Annotated in this window: 14 protein-coding genes and 1 pseudogene; 10 read left to right on the forward strand and 5 right to left on the reverse strand. The window is 71.7% G+C overall.

Translation table 11 applies throughout. The features are described 5' to 3' along the window. The first annotated feature begins 63 nt into the window (after positions 1 to 63). Positions 64 to 1,212, forward strand: coding sequence for an adenylate/guanylate cyclase domain-containing protein (locus tag N8I86_RS23865; RefSeq protein ID WP_263278665.1), 1,149 nt, complete (start codon positions 64 to 66; stop codon positions 1,210 to 1,212). 79 nt (positions 1,213 to 1,291) lie between these two features. Here N8I86_RS23865 and N8I86_RS23870 read toward each other — a convergent pair whose 3' ends face one another. Beyond that, a complete protein-coding gene (locus tag N8I86_RS23870; RefSeq protein WP_263278666.1) occupies positions 1,292 to 1,933 on the reverse strand; it encodes a hypothetical protein in 642 nt (213 codons plus the stop codon). A gap of 190 nt (positions 1,934 to 2,123) precedes the next feature. Between N8I86_RS23870 and N8I86_RS23875 the strand changes: the two genes are divergently transcribed. From N8I86_RS23875 to hutH, 3 genes are all read left to right on the forward strand, one after another. Further along, positions 2,124 to 2,918, forward strand: a complete 795-nt coding sequence (locus tag N8I86_RS23875; protein WP_073889013.1) for an enoyl-CoA hydratase/isomerase family protein — start codon at positions 2,124 to 2,126, stop codon at positions 2,916 to 2,918. Positions 2,919 to 3,056: 138 nt separating this feature from the next. Continuing rightward, positions 3,057 to 4,199: a GGDEF domain-containing protein gene (locus tag N8I86_RS23880; RefSeq protein WP_073889014.1), complete on the forward strand. Its 1,143-nt coding sequence runs from the start codon at positions 3,057 to 3,059 to the stop codon at positions 4,197 to 4,199. 88 nt (positions 4,200 to 4,287) lie between these two features. Then, positions 4,288 to 5,826 carry a histidine ammonia-lyase gene (gene hutH / locus N8I86_RS23885; protein WP_073889016.1) on the forward strand — a complete coding sequence of 513 codons (1,539 nt, stop codon included), beginning with the start codon at positions 4,288 to 4,290 and terminating at the stop codon, positions 5,824 to 5,826. 77 nt (positions 5,827 to 5,903) lie between these two features. On the opposite strand, the gene N8I86_RS23890 is transcribed toward hutH, so the two are convergent. Further along, complete coding sequence (locus tag N8I86_RS23890; protein WP_241840739.1) at positions 5,904 to 6,680, reverse strand: hypothetical protein; 777 nt, start codon at positions 6,678 to 6,680, stop codon at positions 5,904 to 5,906. A gap of 42 nt (positions 6,681 to 6,722) precedes the next feature. Beyond that, positions 6,723 to 7,070, reverse strand: coding sequence for a hypothetical protein (locus tag N8I86_RS23895; protein WP_073889019.1), 348 nt, complete (start codon positions 7,068 to 7,070; stop codon positions 6,723 to 6,725). Between the two features lie 109 nt (positions 7,071 to 7,179). Here N8I86_RS23895 and N8I86_RS23900 point away from each other — a divergent pair, with 109 nt between their 5' ends. The 5 genes and pseudogenes from N8I86_RS23900 to N8I86_RS23920 all read left to right on the forward strand — a co-directional run bounded on the left by N8I86_RS23900 (position 7,180) and on the right by N8I86_RS23920 (position 14,870). Then, positions 7,180 to 7,518, forward strand: coding sequence for a hypothetical protein (locus tag N8I86_RS23900; RefSeq protein ID WP_073889020.1), 339 nt, complete (start codon positions 7,180 to 7,182; stop codon positions 7,516 to 7,518). A 217-nt stretch (positions 7,519 to 7,735) separates the two neighbouring features. Then, the gene (locus tag N8I86_RS23905; RefSeq protein ID WP_241840740.1) at positions 7,736 to 8,983 is read left to right on the forward strand and encodes a L,D-transpeptidase; all 1,248 of its coding nucleotides are present in this window, start codon (positions 7,736 to 7,738) and stop codon (positions 8,981 to 8,983) included. A 133-nt stretch (positions 8,984 to 9,116) separates the two neighbouring features. After that, a pseudogene (locus N8I86_RS23910) lies at positions 9,117 to 10,588 on the forward strand (ABC transporter permease). 42 nt (positions 10,589 to 10,630) lie between these two features. Continuing rightward, positions 10,631 to 11,314, forward strand: coding sequence for an ABC transporter ATP-binding protein (locus N8I86_RS23915; RefSeq protein WP_263278667.1), 684 nt, complete (start codon positions 10,631 to 10,633; stop codon positions 11,312 to 11,314). A gap of 316 nt (positions 11,315 to 11,630) precedes the next feature. After that, positions 11,631 to 14,870 carry a S8 family peptidase gene (locus N8I86_RS23920; protein ID WP_385324139.1) on the forward strand — a complete coding sequence of 1,080 codons (3,240 nt, stop codon included), beginning with the start codon at positions 11,631 to 11,633 and terminating at the stop codon, positions 14,868 to 14,870. Between the two features lie 84 nt (positions 14,871 to 14,954). Here the strand turns inward: N8I86_RS23920 and N8I86_RS23925 are convergent, their stop codons facing one another. Next, a complete protein-coding gene (locus tag N8I86_RS23925; protein ID WP_073889027.1) occupies positions 14,955 to 15,863 on the reverse strand; it encodes a helix-turn-helix domain-containing protein in 909 nt (302 codons plus the stop codon). 169 nt (positions 15,864 to 16,032) lie between these two features. Here N8I86_RS23925 and N8I86_RS23930 point away from each other — a divergent pair, with 169 nt between their 5' ends. Further along, a complete protein-coding gene (locus tag N8I86_RS23930; RefSeq protein WP_123436865.1) occupies positions 16,033 to 17,076 on the forward strand; it encodes an NAD(P)-dependent alcohol dehydrogenase in 1,044 nt (347 codons plus the stop codon). A 125-nt stretch (positions 17,077 to 17,201) separates the two neighbouring features. Here the strand turns inward: N8I86_RS23930 and N8I86_RS23935 are convergent, their stop codons facing one another. Beyond that, complete coding sequence (locus tag N8I86_RS23935; protein WP_263278668.1) at positions 17,202 to 17,930, reverse strand: type 1 glutamine amidotransferase family protein; 729 nt, start codon at positions 17,928 to 17,930, stop codon at positions 17,202 to 17,204. Positions 17,931 to 18,142: the final 212 nt, after the last annotated feature.

Here is an 18,142-nt window from a genome sequence, read left to right on the forward strand (position 1 = left end):
ACACCTGCCGTAGAGTTGAGGCCGGTCGAAACCTGACCGCGGCAGATCGGAAGGGCAGCAGGCGTGACCGTCGACGACACGGGCTCCGGCGCGGGCGCGGACGGCCGGGTGGACCCTCCCCTCGATCGGGGGGACGACGCCCACGCCGCCGACACCGGCGAAGACCCGCTGGCCCTGCGTCTGGAACAGCTCATCCTGGGCGCCGAGCGCCGCTACACCCCCTTCCAGGCCGCCCGCAGCGCCGGCGTCTCCATGGAGCTGGCCTCGCGCTTCTGGCGGGCCATGGGCTTCGCCGACATAGGCCAGGCCAAGGCCCTCACCGAGGCCGACGTACTAGCCCTGCGCCGCCTCGCCGGCCTCGTCGAGGCGGGGCTGCTCAGCGAGGCCATGGCGGTGCAGGTGGCCCGGTCCACGGGACAGACCACCGCCCGGTTGGCGGAGTGGCAGATGGATTCCTTCCTGGAGGGCCTGACCGAGCCGCCCGAGCCGGGCATGACCCGCACCGAGGTGACGTACCCGATCGTCGAGCTGCTCCTGCCCGAGCTGGAGGAGTTCCTCGTCTACGTCTGGCGCCGCCAGCTCGCCGCCTCGGCCGGCCGGGTCGTGCAGTCGGCCGACGACGAGGAGATGGTCGACCGGCGGCTCGCCGTCGGCTTCGCCGACCTCGTCGGGTTCACCCGGCTGACCCGCCGCATGGAGGAGGAGGAACTCGGCGAACTCGTCGAGGCCTTCGAGACGACCGCCGCCGACCTGGTGGCCGCGCGCGGCGGCCGCCTCATCAAGACCCTCGGCGACGAGGTGCTGTACGCGGCGGACGACGCCGGTGTCGCCGCGGACATCGCGCTGCGCCTGGTCGAGACGCTGTCGAACGACGAGACGATGCCGGAGCTCCGGGTCGGCATGGCGTTCGGCACGGTGACCACGCGCATGGGCGACGTGTTCGGTACGACCGTGAACCTGGCCTCCCGGCTCACCTCGATAGCTCCGCGTGACGCCGTGCTGGTGGACAGCGCCTTCGCGGAGGAGCTGATCCGTACCGGCGAGGCGCCCGCCTCGGAGGCGGAGGCGGCCGAGGCGGCTGCCTCCGCCGAGAAGGAGGGCGAGGAGCCGCCGGTGTACCGCTACGCGCTCCAGCCGATGTGGCAGCGCCCGGTGCGTGGCCTCGGCGTGGTCGAGCCGTGGCTGCTCACCCGCCGCGACGAGCGGCCGTAGCCGCTCCGCCCGTCTCCGCCGGCCCCTTCCCGCCGGACGCGCTCGTCCGCGACGCCCCTCCCGGCTCGTCCCCCGGGCCCTAGTTGTTCGCCCGGCCCCGGTCGCCGAGGACGTCCACGCACAGGCTGATCACCGGCAGGCACAGCCCGCCCGGATCGGGGTCTTCCGTACCGCGGCTCGGTGTCGGGGTGGGGGCCGGCGTGGACGCCGTCGGGGCCGGGCGCGGGGCGGACGTCGTCGCCGAGGGCCGCGGAGTGCCGCCCGGGGGGACCGGCGCCCCGGTCGGGACGGTGGTCGGCACGGCGGTCTCGCCGGGCGGTGCCGCGTCGGTGGCGGTGGCGGTGGCGGCGACGGCGGTGGGAGTCCCGGAATCCGCGGGGGCGAGGCTCCTGCCGCCCATGGCGGAGGTCGCCGAGGGCAGCGCGGTGGGGCCGGCGGCGACGGTGGCGGCGGTCCGCGCCGCACCCTCCGTCGCGCCGCCACCGTGGTCGGGCCGGGGCTCGGCCTCCGCCGTGCCCGGGACGCCGACTCCCGACTCCGGGGCGACCCGCACCAGGCTCAGCACCCCCGCGGCCAGGGCCAGGCCGCCCGCGGCGAGGAGGACCTTCCGGGGGCGGGGCTTGCGATGACGGCCGCGTCGCGCGCCGTCATCGGCGTCGGTGCCGGGCGCGCCCGGCGCGCTCTCCTGTGCTGCACGGGACAGTGCACGTATCGGTGTCATGGGTTCCCTCCCGGCCGCGCGCCCCGGGGCGCGCCGTGGCGGACGCACGCTATGCGTTGCTGTGGGCGGTGTGGGGTGGGAAAGCACGCATGTCACTCGAACGGGCGTAGCCCCCTGGACTTCACGGGAGGGGGCGGGGCTGCGATGATCGGGCAGGCAGTGAGTTAACCCGCGTTAACTGGAGGGCGTCATGAGCGAGGAGCGGTTCGGGGAGTTCGTGCTGGTGCGGCGGCACGGGCACGTCGCTGAGCTGGTGCTGGACCGGCCCAAGGCGATGAACGCCGTCTCGACGGAGATGGCCCGCTCGATCGCGGCCGCGTGCACCGCGCTGGCGGCCGACCGGGAGGCCCGCGTGGTCGTCCTGACCTCCTCCCACGAGCGGGCGTTCTGCGTCGGCGCCGACCTGAAGGAGCGGAACTCCTTCACCGACGCCGACCTCGTCCGGCAGCGGCCAGTCGCGCGCGGCGCGTACACCGGGGTGCTGGAGCTGCCGATGCCGACGATCGCGGCGGTGCACGGCTTCGCGCTGGGCGGCGGTTTCGAACTCGCGCTGTCCTGCGATCTGATCGTGGCCGACCGTACGGCCGTCGTGGGGCTGCCGGAGGTGTCGGTGGGCGTGATCCCCGGCGGTGGCGGTACGCAGCTGCTGCCGCGCCGGGTGGGTGCGGCGCGGGCGGCCGAGCTGATCTTCTCGGCGCGGCGGCTGGAGGCGGCGGAGGCGGCCGGGCTGGGTCTGGTCGACCAGCTGGTGGACGAGGGCCAAGACCGGGAGGAGGCGCTGGCGCTGGGTGCCCGGATCGCCGCGAACTCGCCGGTGGGCCTGCGGGCCGCCAAGCGGGCGCTGCGGCTGGGCCACGGGCTGGACCTGCGGGCCGGGCTGGAGGTGGAGGACGCGGCGTGGCGCTCGGTGGCCTTCTCGGGCGACCGGGCGGAGGGCGTGGCGGCCTTCAACGAGAAGCGCACACCCCAGTGGCCCGGCGAGTGAGGAACGTGGTCGCGGTCGGCCCGTGCGGATACCCCCGCAGGGCCGTCCTCATGCGGCTGGGCGGGGAAAACGGCCGTCGGTCCACCTGATCGCCGCACCAGCATCCCGAATCGGCCCATTCCTCCCTAACCTGGAGTAATGGGTGAGGACAAGCGGCTCGTCGCCGTCGTGGCGCTGGCCCAGGGGATGGCGGCGGCGCACACCCCGAGGGAGTCGTGGCAGGCGGCCGCTCTCGGTGCCTGCCGGGCGCTGGACGGCAGCTTCGCCGCACTGTCGGTGTGGGAGCGGCAGCTCGGACGGCTGCGGGTCCTCGTGAACGTGGGGGTGCGCCGCCCGGACGAGGAGGAGTTCCCGGAGGCCGAGGCCTACCCGGTGCACCAGTTCCCGGAGATCACCGAGTTCCTGCACGAGCGGTGGGCTGGCGGCCGGGGCCCCAACGCCTGGGTGGAGACCGCCGAGGGGACGGCCGCCGGCACCCCCGGCTACTTCCACCAGCGGGTCGCCGCCCTGCGCCGCAGGGGCCGCGGCTGCTGCGTGGTCGCCCCCGTCGTGCTGCACGGCAGGGCCTGGGGCGAGCTGTACGTGGCCCGCCCGGTCGGCGCGCCCGTGTTCGCGCCCGCCGACGCCGAGTTCGCGACCGTACTGGCCGCGGTCGTCGCCGCCGGGCTCGCGCAGACCGAGCGGCTGGAGGAGGCCCGCCGGCTCGCGTTCACCGACTCCCTCACCGGGCTCGCCAACCGCCGTGCGGTGGACGTGCACCTGGAGGAGGCCGTGGAGCGGCACCGGACAGAGGGCGTGACCGTGAGCCTCGTCGTCTGCGACCTCAACGGGCTGAAGCGGGTCAACGACACCCTCGGGCACGCCGTCGGCGACCGTCTGCTGGAGCGCTTCGGCTCGATCCTCTCGCTGTGCGGGGCGATGGTGCCGGGGGCGCTGGCCGCGCGGCTCGGCGGGGACGAGTTCTGCCTGCTCGCGGTCGGCCCGCCCGCCGACGACATGGTGAAGGCGGCGGACGAGCTGTGCCGCCGGGCCGGGGACCTGGAGCCGGGCGAGGGGGTCGCGTGCGGTGTCGCCTCGACCGAGGACCCGATCGGGCCGGTGCACGACGCCCGGCGGCTGTTCCGGCTCGCGGACGCGGCGCAGTACCGGGCGAAGGCCCTGCGCGCGGACCGGCCGGTGGTGGCCGGCCGCGAGGGCCCGGACGATCCCGTGGTACGACTGGCCGACGAACCCCCGCCCTCGCACGCCGAGCGGCGCCGGTTCCGCGGGCGCCGGCCGTGAGGCGAAGCCCACACCGAACGGTAAGGGTCACCCCCGTACTCCACTAGTGACATCGTCGCATTCAATGCGTACGCTCCTGAATATGGATATGCACACTGTGGTGGTGGGGACGTCCGGTGTCACGGCGTCCGACGTTCTCGCCGTGGCGCGCGGCGGTGCCCGCATCGAGCTGTCGGCGGAGGCGGTGGCGGCCCTCGCGGCGGCCCGGGAGATCGTGGACGCCCTGGCGGCCAAGCCGGAGCCGGTCTACGGCGTCTCCACCGGCTTCGGAGCCCTGGCGACCCGGCACATCAGCCAGGAACTGCGCGCCCAGCTGCAGCGCAACATCGTCCGCTCGCACGCCGCCGGCATGGGGCCGCGGGTGGAGCGCGAGGTCGTACGCGCCCTGATGTTCCTCCGCCTCAAGACCGTCTGCTCCGGGCACACCGGCGTCCGGCCCGAGGTCGCGCAGACCATGGCCGACGTGCTGAACGCCGGCATCACCCCGGTCGTCCACGAGTACGGCTCCCTCGGCTGCTCCGGCGACCTTGCCCCGCTGTCCCACTGCGCCCTCACGCTCATGGGCGAGGGTGACGCCGAGGGCCCCGACGGCGTCGTACGGCCCGCCGGCGAGCTGCTCGCCGAGCACGGCATCCAGCCCGTCGAGCTGCGCGAGAAGGAGGGCCTGGCCCTCCTCAACGGCACCGACGGCATGCTCGGCATGCTGATCATGGCCCTCGCCGACCTGGACATGCTGTACAAGTCCGCCGACGTCACCGCCGCCCTCAGCATGGAGGCGCTGCTCGGCACCGACAAGGTGCTCGCCCCCGAGCTGCACGCCATCCGCCCGCACCCCGGCCAGGGCGCCTCCGCCGCCAACATGCTGGCCGTGCTCAAGGGCTCCGGCCTCACCGGGCACCACCAGGACGACGCGCCGCGCGTCCAGGACGCCTACTCGGTGCGCTGCGCCCCGCAGGTCGCCGGCGCCGGACGGGACACCCTGGCGTACGCCCGGCTGGTCGCCGAGCGCGAACTCGCCTCCGCCGTCGACAACCCCGTCGTGCTGCCCGACGGACGGGTGGAGTCCAACGGCAACTTCCACGGCGCCCCCGTGGCCTACGTCCTGGACTTCGTCGCCATCGCCGCCGCCGACCTCGGCTCCATCGCCGAGCGCCGCACCGACCGGCTGCTCGACAAGAACCGCAGCCACGGCCTGCCGCCGTTCCTCGCGGACGACGCCGGCGTCGACTCCGGCCTGATGATCGCCCAGTACACGCAGGCCGCGCTGGTCAGCGAGATGAAGCGGCTCGCCGTACCGGCCTCCGCCGACTCCATCCCGTCCTCCGCCATGCAGGAGGACCACGTGTCCATGGGCTGGTCGGCCGCGCGCAAGCTGCGCACCGCCGTCGGCAACCTGGCCCGGATCATCGCCGTCGAGCTGTACGCGGCCACCCGCGCCATCGAGCTGCGCGAGGGCCTCACCCCGGCGCCCGCCTCGCAGGCCGCCATCGCGGCCGTACGGGCCGCCGGTGTCGAGGGCCCCGGCCCCGACCGCTTCCTGGCGCCCGACCTGGCCGCGGCCGACGCGTTCGTGCGCGGCGGCGGACTCGTGGCGGCCGTGGAGACGGTCACCGGACCGCTCCGGTAGGACCGCGGAACGCGTGAGGGGCCCCGCCGTCCGGCGGGGCCCCTCTACTGTCGGAGCGTCACTTCCGTGTCAGGGCGTCACTTCAGCTTGGCCGACTGCGCCTTGACGACCTCGGGCGACACCGAGTACGCCTTCTTGGCCATCATCGCGCCGATGTTCACCGTGTAGTACGACGCCAGGGTGTTCCCGTGCCGGACGACCTCGCCGTAGACCGGCGCCGAGTCCCCGTCCATCTTGCTGATCGCCTCGAACGCCACCGACTCGTCGCCCGCGGCGGCGGCCTTGGACTCCGCGACCTTGGTGAACTTCATCCCGGTGCCCGACTGCTTGCCGTCGAAGCCGCCCGCGCAGGCCCGCACCGCGGCGGAGACCGACGCGAGGGCCTTCGCGGCGCCGTCCCCGTCGTACGAGGACAGGTTCACCGTGGTGACGTCTAGGTCCATGGACTTCTTGATGGCGTCCTCGAACTTGCCGTCGGCCATGTCGTCCAGGGACGTCGCGTCGTCCGTGGGGTCCTTCTTCAGGTCCTGCGTGGCGAGACGGTCCGTCTGCGCCGCCGCCTCGGCCGGCGGGAGCCCGGACAGCACGCGTGCCAGCGGACGGCACTCGGCGCTGTCCGTGGTGATCGGCTTCGCGCGGGTGGCCGGAACGGCCCCGACCTTGTAGCCGGGAACCTCGCCCCCGGCGACGATCAGCTTCTTCAACTCCGCGGTGCCCAGGGCCCGCGCGGCCGGCTTGCCGTCCGTACCGCCGGCACCCTTCGACCCCTCGTCGGAACAACCCGTGACAAGGGCGAGCGACAGTGCACCCACAGCCGCCGTGGCGCACAGTCGCACGCCCGATGATCTCTTCATGCGCGCACTATGTGTGCACTGTCAAAGGTTCGTCAAGGGAGATTAAAAGCCCAGGCGTTCGCGGCGCACCGAATAGACGACGAACCCGGCGCCCACGGAGAGGAAGAGGGTCCCGCCGACGACGTACGGCGTGGTGTCCGGGCTTCCCGTGTCGGCGAGTTCGGTGCCGTCCGCCGACTCCTGGGTCTCCTGCCCGCTGTCGGTACTCGCGGCGGAGACCGCCCTGGCCTGCTGGGTGACCGGGATCGCGGCATAGTCCGTGACGGACTGCGTCGTCGCCCCTCTCGCCGAGGAGTCCTGCGACGCGTTCGCGGACGGGACGAACCACAGCGCGCAGAGCAGGGTGCCCGCGGCGGTGGCGGTCAGCAGCGGACGGCGAGCGGATGACACGGAATATCGATCCCCTTGTGACGCTGGTGAATTGGCCGGGTGGGGCGATGTTAGTGAAAGTCGCGGGTCACAGGAAAGTCACGGGAGGTTTCGGTCGTACGCTCGCGGCATGAGCGCTGAAGACACATCACGTTTCGTACGGCTTCGTGTCGATCTGGTCCTCGAGGTGCAGGACGAGGACGAGATCTCCAAGGCCGCACTGCGCAGGCTGGCCGCCGACGCGGAACTGCCGCCCGGGGAACGGACCCAGGCCGAGAGCGCTGTGACGGAAGACACCGCGGAGGCCCTCGCCTATCTCGTGGACCCGTTCGACCTGGTCAGCGACGTGCCCGGAGTGGAGCTCCAGCAGGCCTCGTGGTCCAGCGAGCGGATCGAGTTCGACCCTGACTCGTCGGACTGGGACCTGGACGAGGATGATGGGGAGGACGACGAGGACGGCATCGGCTGAACGTCCCGGGGCACCCGTGACCCCGGACGGCAACCGCCGTCCGGGGTTCTGTCGTCTCAGGGGGCGCACGGACGACTTCCGCACCACCCCGCCGCGGCGGACGTGGTACGTCACACACGCGCGATCTGTGGGGAACGGGGCGGAGCGTCCGTACGCTTGAGGGTTCTCACGGGGGCTCGGGGTTTTTGCGGTTTCGGCAACGATGGAGAAGCGTGTGATGACGGACAGTAAGCGGCGCAAGGGCCTGACGGTCGCGTCCGCACTGCTCGGTGGTGTGCTCGTGCTCACGGGCTGTTCCGGCGGCGGTGACGCCAAGGCGACCGACGGCGGTGACACCTCGCAGGCGAAGGCCGACGAGGCGGCGGCCAAGAAGTCGTCCGAGGCCCAGATCACGATCACGCCCAAGGACGGCTCGAACAACGCCTCCATCAACAACTCGGCCGGCGTCAAGGTCGCCAAGGGCACCCTCACCGATGTGTCCATGACCACGGAGGACGGCAAGCCGGTCTCCGGCGCGCTGTCCGCCGACAAGAAGAGCTGGAAGCCGAGCGTCCAGCTGCAGCGCTCGACCACCTACAAGCTGGCCGCCGAGGCCAAGGACTCCGAGGGCCGGGTCGCGCACGAGAACGCGTCCTTCACCACGGTCTCGCCCGCCAACAGCTTCATAGGCAACTTCACGCCGGACAACGGGACCACCGTCGGCGTGGGCATGCCGGTGTCGATCAACTTCGACAAGGCCATCACCAACAAGGCCGCGGTCCAGAAGGGCATCACGGTCTCCTCCAGCAGCGGTCAGGAGGTCGTGGGGCACTGGTTCAACGCCAACCGCCTCGACTTCCGTCCGCAGGCGTACTGGAAGGAGAACTCCACCGTCACGCTGAAGCTCGACCTCGACGGCGTCCAGGGCGCGAACGGCGTCTACGGCGTGCAGCAGAAGACGGTCACCTTCCACATCGGCCGCAACCAGGTCTCCTACGTCGACGCGCAGACCAAGAAGATGAAGATCACGCAGGACGGCAAGGTCGTCAAGACCATCCCGATCTCCGCCGGTTCGCCGGAGAACAAGACGTACGCGGGCATCATGGTGATGTCCGAGAAGTTCAAGCAGACGCGCATGAACGGCGCGACCGTGGGCTTCACCGACGACGACGGCAAGGGCGAGTACGACATCAAGGACGTGCCGCACGCCATCCGTCTCACCAACTCCGGCACCTTCCTGCACGGCAACTACTGGGGCGCGAAGTCCATCTTCGGCAGCGTCAACACCAGCCACGGCTGCGTGGGCCTGTCCGACACCAAGGGCGCGAAGGACCCCGGCACGCCCGCCGCGTGGGTGTACGACCACTCCCTGATCGGTGACGTGGTGGTCATCCAGCACACCGGCGACAAGACCGTCTCCCCGGACAACGGCCTCAACGGCTGGAACATGGACTGGGCGCAGTGGAAGGCCGGTTCGGCGGTCTGACCCCGCCCCCTCCACCTCCGCCGATGCCGCCCCCCGGGGCGGCATCGGTGTTTTTGGGCCCGGGCGCAGCCTTCTCATGCTTCTTTTATGCGGGCCTTATGTTGTCATCACGGGCCGTCCCTAGCTTGCGGCCATGTTCTTCACCTACCTGAGGCGCGAACTGCGCCGCCGCAGAAAGGCGGCCCTCGTCGTCGCCTCCGGGCTCGCGCTGGGCATCGCCCTGGTCATCGTGGTCAACTCCGTGTCCAACGGCATGGGCAAGGCCCAGGACGAGGTCCTCCAGTCGCTGTACGGCCTGGGCACGGACATGACGGTCACCAAGGCGGCGACGCCGACGGCCGGCAGCTCGCAGCGCCCGCGCTTCCGATTCGACGCGCGGAACGACGGCGACGACGACGCGAAGCAGAGCAGCGACCGGGTCGTGGTCCAGGGCTTCACCACGCTGGCCTCCTCGACGGTCACCGAGGTGGCCGGGCAGAAGGGCGTGTCGAGCGCGGCGGGCGGGCTGAGCCTCAACGTCGTGAAGGTCGACGGCCAGTTCACCCGCGGCCAGTTCCAGCAGAACGGTGACGGCGGCAGCCGGCAGGGCGGTCCCGGGGGCACCGGCGGCGGCCCGCCGCAGGGTGAAGTGCGCGGCGGCGGGGCCGACTTCGACATCAACCAGTACACGGTCTTCGGCACGGACGTCACCAGGACCGCCCTCGGCCCGCTGACCTCCTCGAAGATCAGCAGCGGCCGTACCTTCACGTCCGGCGAGACGAACGCCAAGGTGGCCGTGGCCGACTCGGCGTACGCCAAGGAGAAGAAGTACAGGGTCGGTTCCACCGTCACGGTCAAGGGCACCGGCTTCAAGGTGATCGGCATCGCCACCGCGACGAGCGGCGACCCGGCGGCCAACCTCTACATACCGCTCCAGCGGGCGCAGACCCTCGCGGGCCAGAAGAACAAGGTCACCACGATCTACGTCAAGGCGGCCGACTCGCAGCAGATCGACACGGTCAAGGGCGCCATCCAGAAGAACGTCCCGGGCACGACGGTCACCACCTCCTCCGACCTCGCCAAGACCGTCTCCGGCTCCCTCTCCACCGCCTCGTCCCTCGCCACCAAGGTCGGCAGGTGGCTGTCCCTCGCGGTGCTCGTGGCCGCGTTCCTGGTCGCGGGCCTGCTCACTTCCTCGGCGGTCTCCCGCCGGGTGCGCGAGTTCGGCACCCTCAAGGCCCTCGGCTGGAAGTCGGGCCGGGTGACCCGGCAGGTGGTCGGCGAGGCCGTCGTCAACGGCCTGGTCGGCGGCGCCCTCGGCATCGCGCTCGGCCTCGCGGGCGCCTACGCCGTCACGGCCGTCAGCCCCACGCTCCAGGCCCAGTTGGGCGGCGGGACCGGCGGGGAGGCGGCTTCGGCGGCGCCGGCGCCGGCGGCGGTGGCTTCGGCGGGCCGGGCCGTCAGGCGGCGAAGACCCTGGAGGTGGCTCTCACCGCACCGGTGAGCCCGACGACGATCGTCCTCGCGGTGGCCCTCGCGGTGGCGGGCGGACTCGTCGCCGGCGCGTTCGGCGGGTGGCGGGCCTCCCGGCTCCGTCCGGCGGACGCGCTGCGGCGGGTCGAGTAGCCGGCCGGACGCCCCACCCCCGAACCCTCACCAGGAGCCACCATGTACGAACTCAGGAACGTGACCAAGCGCTACACGCGCGGCAAGGACACCGTCGACGCCCTCGACGGCATCGACCTCACCATCGGCGACGGCGACCGGCTCGTCATCCAGGGCCCCACCGGCGGCGGCAAGTCCACCCTGCTGCAGATGCTCGGCGGCCTGGACCGCCCCACCTCCGGCGACGTCGTGCTGGACGGGACGGACCTGTCCAAGCTCTCCGAGGCCCGCCTGACACGGGTCCGCAGCGAGAACATCGGTTTCGTCTTCCAGTCCTTCAACCTCATCCCGACGCTGACCGCCCAGGAGAACGTGGAGACGGCCCTCGTGCCCCTCGGCATCAAGGCCAGGGAGCGCCGTGAACTCGCCGCCGACGCACTCCGGTCCGTAGGGCTCGGCGAACGCCTCACCCACCTCCCCGGCGAGATGTCCGGCGGCCAGCAGCAGCGGGTCGCCATCGCCCGGGCCGTCGTCAAGAAGCCCAAGGTGCTGCTCGCCGACGAACCGACCGGCAACCTCGACGAGGGCATGCGGGACGAGATCATGGACGTCCTCGAACGCCTCTGGAAGGAGCACGGGCTGACCTTCGTCATGGTCACCCACGACTCCGCGATCGCGCGGAAGGCCCCGCGCCTGGCCACCCTGCGCAAGGGCAGGATCACGGTGAAGGAGAACGCCGGCGCGTGACGCCGCGGGACAGGTTGCCCTATAACACCGCGCACCCTTCCGGGACTTCGCGGTTGTGTAACGGAGTCCTGGCCGCCACGTAACAGTTTCCGGTCGCACTTTCTCACCGTCCTCTCATCTCTTGAGCGGCGTGATCACCCCCCGGCATACTGCGGTCACCGGGGGGTGACGTGCATACGTACGAATCTCCACCCGGCCGGGTGAACGGGGAATTCGCCCGGAACCACCTCTCCAGGGGGAGAACTTGCGCAGACAAGTGAAAAGAGCTGCTGCTGCCACCGTGGCCACGGCCGCAGCCGTCGCCCTCGCAGCGGGAATGACCAGCCCGGCGTCGGCGAAGCCCGCACACGTCCCGGCCGCTGCGTCCGCACTCACCGCCAAGCACCACGTCACCCTCATCACCGGTGACCGCATCGCCCTCGACGCCAAGGGCCGTGTCGTCGGCCTGGAGCGGGCCGAGGGACGCGAGCACATACCCTTCCAGGTCCGCAGGGCCGACGGACACACCCTCGTCATCCCCGCCGACGCGGCCCGTCTGGTCGCCTCCGGCAAGCTGGACCAGCGCCTGTTCGACGTCACCGAGCTGAACAAGGCCGCCACCCGCAAGGCCCAGAAGAACGGCCTGAAGGTCATCGTCGGCTACAGCGGCGCCGCCGCGGCCGCCAAGACCGACGTCCGCGACGCCGGCCACCTGCGCCGCAGCCTGAAGGCGCTCAACGCGGACGCCGTGCAGGCCCCGGCCAAGGACACCGCCGACCTCTGGGACGCGGTGACCAACGGCGACAGGACCGCCTCCGGCATCGCGCACGTGTGGCTCGACGGCGTCCGCAAGGCGTCCCTCGACAAGTCCGTGCCGCAGATCGGCGCCCCGACCGCCTGGAAGGCCGGCTGGACCGGCAAGGGCGTGAAGGTCGCCGTCCTCGACACGGGCGTGGACACCCGGCACCCGGACCTCAAGGACCAGGTGATCGGGTCCAAGAACTTCACCCCGGCCGCCGACGCCACCGACCACTTCGGACACGGCACGCACGTCGCCTCCATCGTGGCGGGCACCGGCGCCAAGTCGGGCGGCAAGTACAAGGGTGTCGCGCCCGACGCCAAGATCCTCAACGGCAAGGTCCTGGACGACACCGGCTCCGGTGACGACTCCGGCATCCTCGCCGGCATGGAGTGGGCGGTCTCGCAGGGCGCCTCCGTCATCAACCTGAGCCTCGGCGGCTACGACACCCCCGAGATCGACCCGCTCGAGGCCGAGGTCAACAAGCTCTCCGCCGAGAAGGGCGTCCTGTTCGCGATCGCCGCGGGCAACGACGGCCCCCAGTCGATCGGTTCGCCGGGCAGCGCGGACGCCGCGCTCACCGTCGGCGCCGTCGACAAGAAGGACAAGCTGGCGGACTTCTCCTCCACCGGCCCGCGCACCGGCGACGGCGCCATCAAGCCGGACGTCACCGCGCCCGGCGTGGACATCACCGCCGCCGCGGCCAAGGGCAGCGTCATCGACGAGGAGGTCGGTGAGAAGCCCGAGGGCTACCTGACCATCTCCGGCACGTCGATGGCCACCCCGCACGTCGCGGGCGCCGCCGCGATCCTGAAGCAGCAGCACCCCGACTGGAGCTACGCCGAGCTGAAGGGCGCCCTGACCGGCTCCGCGAAGGGCGGCAAGTACACGCCGTTCCAGCAGGGTTCGGGCCGTATCGCCGTCGACAAGGCCATCAAGCAGTCGGTCGTCGCCGAACCGGTCTCGGTCGGCTTCGGTGTGCAGCAGTGGCCGCACACCGACGACAAGCCGGTCACCAGGAAGCTCACCTACCGCAACCTCGGTGACAAGGACGTCACGCTCAAGCTGACCTCCACCGCCACCAACCCCAAGGGCGCCGCCGCCCCGTCGGGCTTCTTCAAGCTGGCCGCCACCAGTGTGACCGTCCCGGCGCACGGCAAGGCCTCGGTCGGCTTCACGGCCGACACCAAGCTCGGCGGCACCGTCGACGGCGCCTACTCCGCGTACGTCACGGCGACCGGCGGCGGCCAGACCGTCCGCACCGCCGCCGCGGTCCAGCGCGAGGTGGAGTCCTACGACGTCACGCTGAAGTTCATCGGCCGTGACGGCAAGCCCAGCCCGTACTACGACGCCGACCTCAGCGGCGTGGCGGGCCTGGCGAACGGCCAGTGGCTGAACCCGTACGACCCGTCCGGCACGGTGAAGGTGCGCGCGCCGAAGGGCACGTACATCCTCAACACCGCCGTCTACGTGAACCCGCAGGACGGCACCAAGGGCATCGACTGGATCGCCCAGCCCAAGCTGACCGTCTCCAAGAAGCAGACGATCACGATCGACGCGCGCAAGGCCAAGCCGGTGGACATCACCGTCCCCGCCTCGGGCGCCAAGTCAGTGTTCGCCTCGCCCGCCTACGACGTCACCATCGGCAACGGCTCGTACGGCTACGGCTGGTTCCTCGACACGTACAAGAACTTCCGCACCGCCCACCTCGGCGGCTCGCTGCCCGCCGGTTCGCTCTCCCAGCAGTGGGACGGCCACTGGACGAAGGGCGCGGGCGAGGAGTACGACGTCACCTCCGGCGGCCAGGTCAAGCAGCTCGCCACCGGCTACACCAAGCACTACAAGGCGAGCGAGCTCGCCACGGTCAAGGCCCGGCTCGGTGCCGCCGCGAGCGGCAAGACCGGCTCGATCAGCGCCGTCGGCTGGCTGCCCGACAGCTCCGGTGCGTCCTCCGTCGGCATCGCCCAGAAGCTGCCCGGCACCCGCACCCTGCACCTGTCCGCCAAGGGCGGCGTGACCTGGCAGCTGGAGTTCGAGCAGAACGGCGGCGTCGACGCGGACGGCTTCCCGCTCACCGAAGCCTCCTACAGCCTCGGCCAGTTCACCTTCAAGGCCGGCCAGACCTACACGAAGACGGTCAACACCGCCGTCTTCGGCCCGCACGTCTCCAAGGACTTCGGTCTGTACCGGGACGGCAACGACATCTTCGGCTCGCTGCCGCTGTTCGCCGACTCCGGCAAGCACGCCGGCGCCTCGGTGTTCACCTCGGTGAACACCACCCTGTACCGCAACGGCACCAAGGTCGGCTCCAACGACGACCCGCTGTTCGGCGGCAAGACCTTCAAGGTCCCCGCCGGGGACGCGGCCTACAAGCTGACCACCACGGTCAAGCGCTCGGCCAAGGTCTCGGAGGCCTCCTCCCGGATCGACGCGGCCTGGACCTTCCGCTCCAAGAAGCCGTCGTCCGACTTCGCCCAGCTCCCCGCCTCCGCACTGCACTTCGGCGCGAGCACCGGACTGGACAGCCGGGTCGCCGCGGGCAAGAAGGTCACCTTCCCGGTCACCGTCGAGGGTTCGGCCGCGGGCGGCAACCTGAAGTCCCTCGCCGTCTACGTCTCCTACGACGGCAAGAACTGGACGAAGACCGACGTCCGCGGCGGCCGGATCACCGTCAAGAACCCCGCGAAGGGCAAGTCCGTCTCCTTCCGCGCCAAGATCACCGACAAGAAGGGCAACACGTCGCTGATCACGATCCACGACGCCTACTTCGGCAAGTAGGCGGCCGGCGGCCGGAAGGCCGTAGCACCTCATGACGAGGGGCACACCGGGGGAGCGATCCCGCGGTGTGCCCCTCCTCGTGTGTCAGCCCGCCGCAGCCCGGGCCGCGTCCGCGCCCCAGCTCGCCAGCAGACGCAGGGACTCGGCGGAGCCGGAGCCCGGTTCGGCGTGGTACGTCACCAGGGACTGGTCCGTGTCGTCCGGCAGCCGGAACGACTCGAAGTGCACGGAGAGCTCGCCCACCAGTGGATGGCGCAGCCGTTTCACCCCGTGGCTCTTCTCCTTGACGTCATGGGTGGCCCACAGCAGACGGAACTCCTCGCTCTTCACCGAGAGCTCGCCGACCAGCGCCGACAGCCGCGGATCGTCCGGGTAGCAGCCCGCGTTCATCCGCAGCCCGCAGACGACGTCGATCGCCTTCTGCTCCCAGTCGACGAACAGCTCCCGGTACTCGGGACGCAGGAACACCATGCGCGCCCAGTTGCGCTCGGCCGCCGGGAGCTCCGCCCAGTCGCCGAACAGGGCCGCCGCCGTCCGGTTCCAGGCGAGGATCTCCGAGCGGCGGCCCACGATGTACGCCGGTACGCCGTCCATCGTGTCCAGCAGCCGGCACAGCGCCGCGCGCACCTGCTGCTGCCGCGCCGCCGGCTTCTTCTTGTGCGACTTCGGCTTGGCCAGGTGCGTGAGGTGGGCGTGCTCGGCGTCCGTCAGCCGCAGGGCACGCGCGATGGAGTCCAGCACCTCCGCCGAGACGTTCCGTCCGTTGCCCTGCTCCAGGCGCGTGTAGTACGCCACCGACACCCCGGCCAGCTGCGCCAGCTCCTCGCGGCGCAGCCCCGGCACCCGGCGGTGCCGTCCGAAGTCGGGCAGCCCCACGTCCTCCGGCTTCAGCCGGGCCCGCCTGCTGCGCAGGAACTCGCTCAGCTCGGCCCGCCGGTCCAGGGGCCGGCCCACGGCGGCCACCGTCCCCGGCTGTTCGTCCCTGCGTTCCATACGTCCAGTATTCACGGTCGTACGCCCCGGAACCTGACCCCGCCAGTGGTAGGCACAGCGGTCGTACGCAAAGGCGTGGACTGGGTGGCGACCGGGGACCTGAGGCAGGCTGGAGCGGTGCCCGGCGGAGACCGGCCGGGCACGTGACCCCTGCTAGGAGAGTTCCGGCATGACCACTGTTGCTGCGTACGCCGCGCCCGCCCCGAAGGCCCCGCTGGAGCGCACCACCATCGAACGGCGCGCGGTCGGCGACCACGACGTCCTGATCGACATCAAGTTCTCCGGTATCTGCCACTCCGACATCCACCAGGCCCAGGACGGCTGGCGTCCCGGCACCTTCCCGATGGTCCCCGGCCACGAGATCGCCGGTGTGGTCTCCGCGGTCGGCCCCGGTGTCACGCGGTACGCCGTGGGCGACCGGGTGGGCGTGGGCTGCATGGTCGACTCCTGCCGCGAGTGCGACAACTGCCGCGCCGGTCTGGAGCAGTACTGCCTGGGCGGCGGCCCCACCTGGACGTACAACGACACCGGCAAGGACGGCGAGCCCACCTACGGCGGCTACGCGCAGAAGATCGTCGTCGACGAGAACTACGTCGTCCGCATCCCCGAGGGGCTGTCGCTGGACGTGGCCGCGCCGCTGCTGTGCGCGGGCATCACCACGTACTCCCCGCTCAAGCACTGGAACGCCGGCCCCGGCAAGAAGGTCGCCGTCGTCGGTCTGGGCGGTCTCGGCCACATGGGCGTCAAGATCGCGCACGCGCTGGGCGCCGAGGTCACCGTGCTCTCGCAGTCCCTGCGCAAGAAGGACGACGGCCTCCGGCTCGGCGCCGATCACTACTACGCCACCGGGGACCCGGACACCTTCGAGGAGCTGGCGGGCACCTTCGACATCATCCTCAACACCGTCTCGGCCCCGCTCGACTTCGCCGCATACCTGTCCCTGCTGCGCACGGACGGCACCATGGTGAACGTCGGCCTCCCGGAGGAGCCGGTGCAGATCGTCCTGCAGTCCCTGCTCGGCAACCGCCGCAGCATCAGCACCTCCGGCATCGGCGGTATCGCCGAGACCCAGGAGATGCTGGACTTCTGCGCCGAGCACGGCCTGGGCGCGGAGATCGAGCTGATCGGCGCCGGGGAGATCAACGACGCGTACGAGCGGGTGGCGGCGAGCGACGTCCGGTACCGGTTCGTGATCGACACCGCGACGATCTGACTCCGCCGGTCGGGCGGAGGCTACGGTGCGGGTCCGTTCCGAGGGGCGCGGGTCCGTTCCCGGGTGCGGGGGCGTGGGGGCGTGTCGCGCAGTTCCCCGCGCCCCTTCCGGCGCTTCGGTGCCTCCTAGGCGACGGGGAAGCCGTCCCCGGCGCGGTGGGACCGGACCACGGCGTCGCCGTCGGCGGTGGGCCGGACGACGTGGACGCGGCCGGCGCCCGACACGCGGGCCTCACCGGCCGTCACCGTGAGCAGGGTGTTCTCGTCCACGGCGACGCCGTACGGCACCTCGCCCCGCCCGACCGCGGCGACCAGCCGCGCGAGCGTCCCCCACTGCGCCGCGTGGACGTCCACCGCGAACGGCACCAGCCCGAGCCCCGCGCGCACCTCGACCTCCGCCAGGTCCTCCCCGGTCTCCTCCGGGCACACCGGCACCCCGTCCACCAGCCACCCGCCGACCACGGCACGCCGGGCGGCGAGTGCGGCACCCGCGGAGAACCCGGCGTACGGCACGCCCCGCGCGGCGAGCAGCTCCGGCAGCCGCTCCAGACAGCCCGCCAGGGCGTCCTGATAGGCGGGCGTGAGCCCACCGCACACCAGCAGCCCGTCGATCCCGGCGAGGGCGGCCTCCGGCTCGAAGCGCCCGCCGAGCGGCACGAGCAGCGGCACGGGCGTGCACCGCCCCGCCCGGCGCAGCGCCGTCGCCCAGCGTGCGAACTGCGCGTCCCCGTCCCCCTCGTCGAGGACCAGACAGCCGATCCGCGGCGGCCCGTCGGTCCCGGCGGCCCGCAGGAACGGCACGTACACCTCCGCGCGGTCCCAGCCACCGCCGATCAGAAACGCACTGCTGCTCACCTCGTGTCCTCCCCTTCCGCATGACGCGAGGGGCCGAATGTACGGGATCAGGACGGTCCCGTCGCCCGAATTGAACGCGGGTTGTTTCCCGCTCCCTTCCCCGCTCTTCACGTGATAGAGCGTCAGTCGTCGTGGCCGTTGTCTCCACTGGGGCGTGTACGCGGCCGTGAGGCTCCGCCCCGCCGGCCGTCACCGTTCCGAGCCGTGAGGAA

It is taken from the genome of Streptomyces albidicamelliae, from assembly GCF_025642175.1.
Lineage (GTDB): Bacteria > Actinomycetota > Actinomycetes > Streptomycetales > Streptomycetaceae > Streptomyces > Streptomyces albidocamelliae.

What these genes read in the sequence shown, in the direction of transcription:
- N8I86_RS23870 (WP_263278666.1), bottom strand. Translation starts at nt 1,933, where the DNA reads ATGACACCGATACGTGCACTGTCCCGTGCAGCACAGGAGAGCGCGCCG.
- N8I86_RS23875 (WP_073889013.1), top strand. Translation starts at nt 2,124, where the DNA reads ATGAGCGAGGAGCGGTTCGGGGAGTTCGTGCTGGTGCGGCGGCACGGG.
- N8I86_RS23880 (WP_073889014.1), top strand. Translation starts at nt 3,057, where the DNA reads ATGGGTGAGGACAAGCGGCTCGTCGCCGTCGTGGCGCTGGCCCAGGGG.
- hutH (WP_073889016.1), top strand. Translation starts at nt 4,288, where the DNA reads ATGCACACTGTGGTGGTGGGGACGTCCGGTGTCACGGCGTCCGACGTT.
- N8I86_RS23890 (WP_241840739.1), bottom strand. Translation starts at nt 6,680, where the DNA reads ATGAAGAGATCATCGGGCGTGCGACTGTGCGCCACGGCGGCTGTGGGT.
- N8I86_RS23900 (WP_073889020.1), top strand. Translation starts at nt 7,180, where the DNA reads ATGAGCGCTGAAGACACATCACGTTTCGTACGGCTTCGTGTCGATCTG.
- N8I86_RS23905 (WP_241840740.1), top strand. Translation starts at nt 7,736, where the DNA reads ATGACGGACAGTAAGCGGCGCAAGGGCCTGACGGTCGCGTCCGCACTG.
- N8I86_RS23915 (WP_263278667.1), top strand. Translation starts at nt 10,631, where the DNA reads ATGTACGAACTCAGGAACGTGACCAAGCGCTACACGCGCGGCAAGGAC.
- N8I86_RS23920 (WP_385324139.1), top strand. Translation starts at nt 11,631, where the DNA reads ATGACCAGCCCGGCGTCGGCGAAGCCCGCACACGTCCCGGCCGCTGCG.
- N8I86_RS23925 (WP_073889027.1), bottom strand. Translation starts at nt 15,863, where the DNA reads ATGGAACGCAGGGACGAACAGCCGGGGACGGTGGCCGCCGTGGGCCGG.
- N8I86_RS23930 (WP_123436865.1), top strand. Translation starts at nt 16,033, where the DNA reads ATGACCACTGTTGCTGCGTACGCCGCGCCCGCCCCGAAGGCCCCGCTG.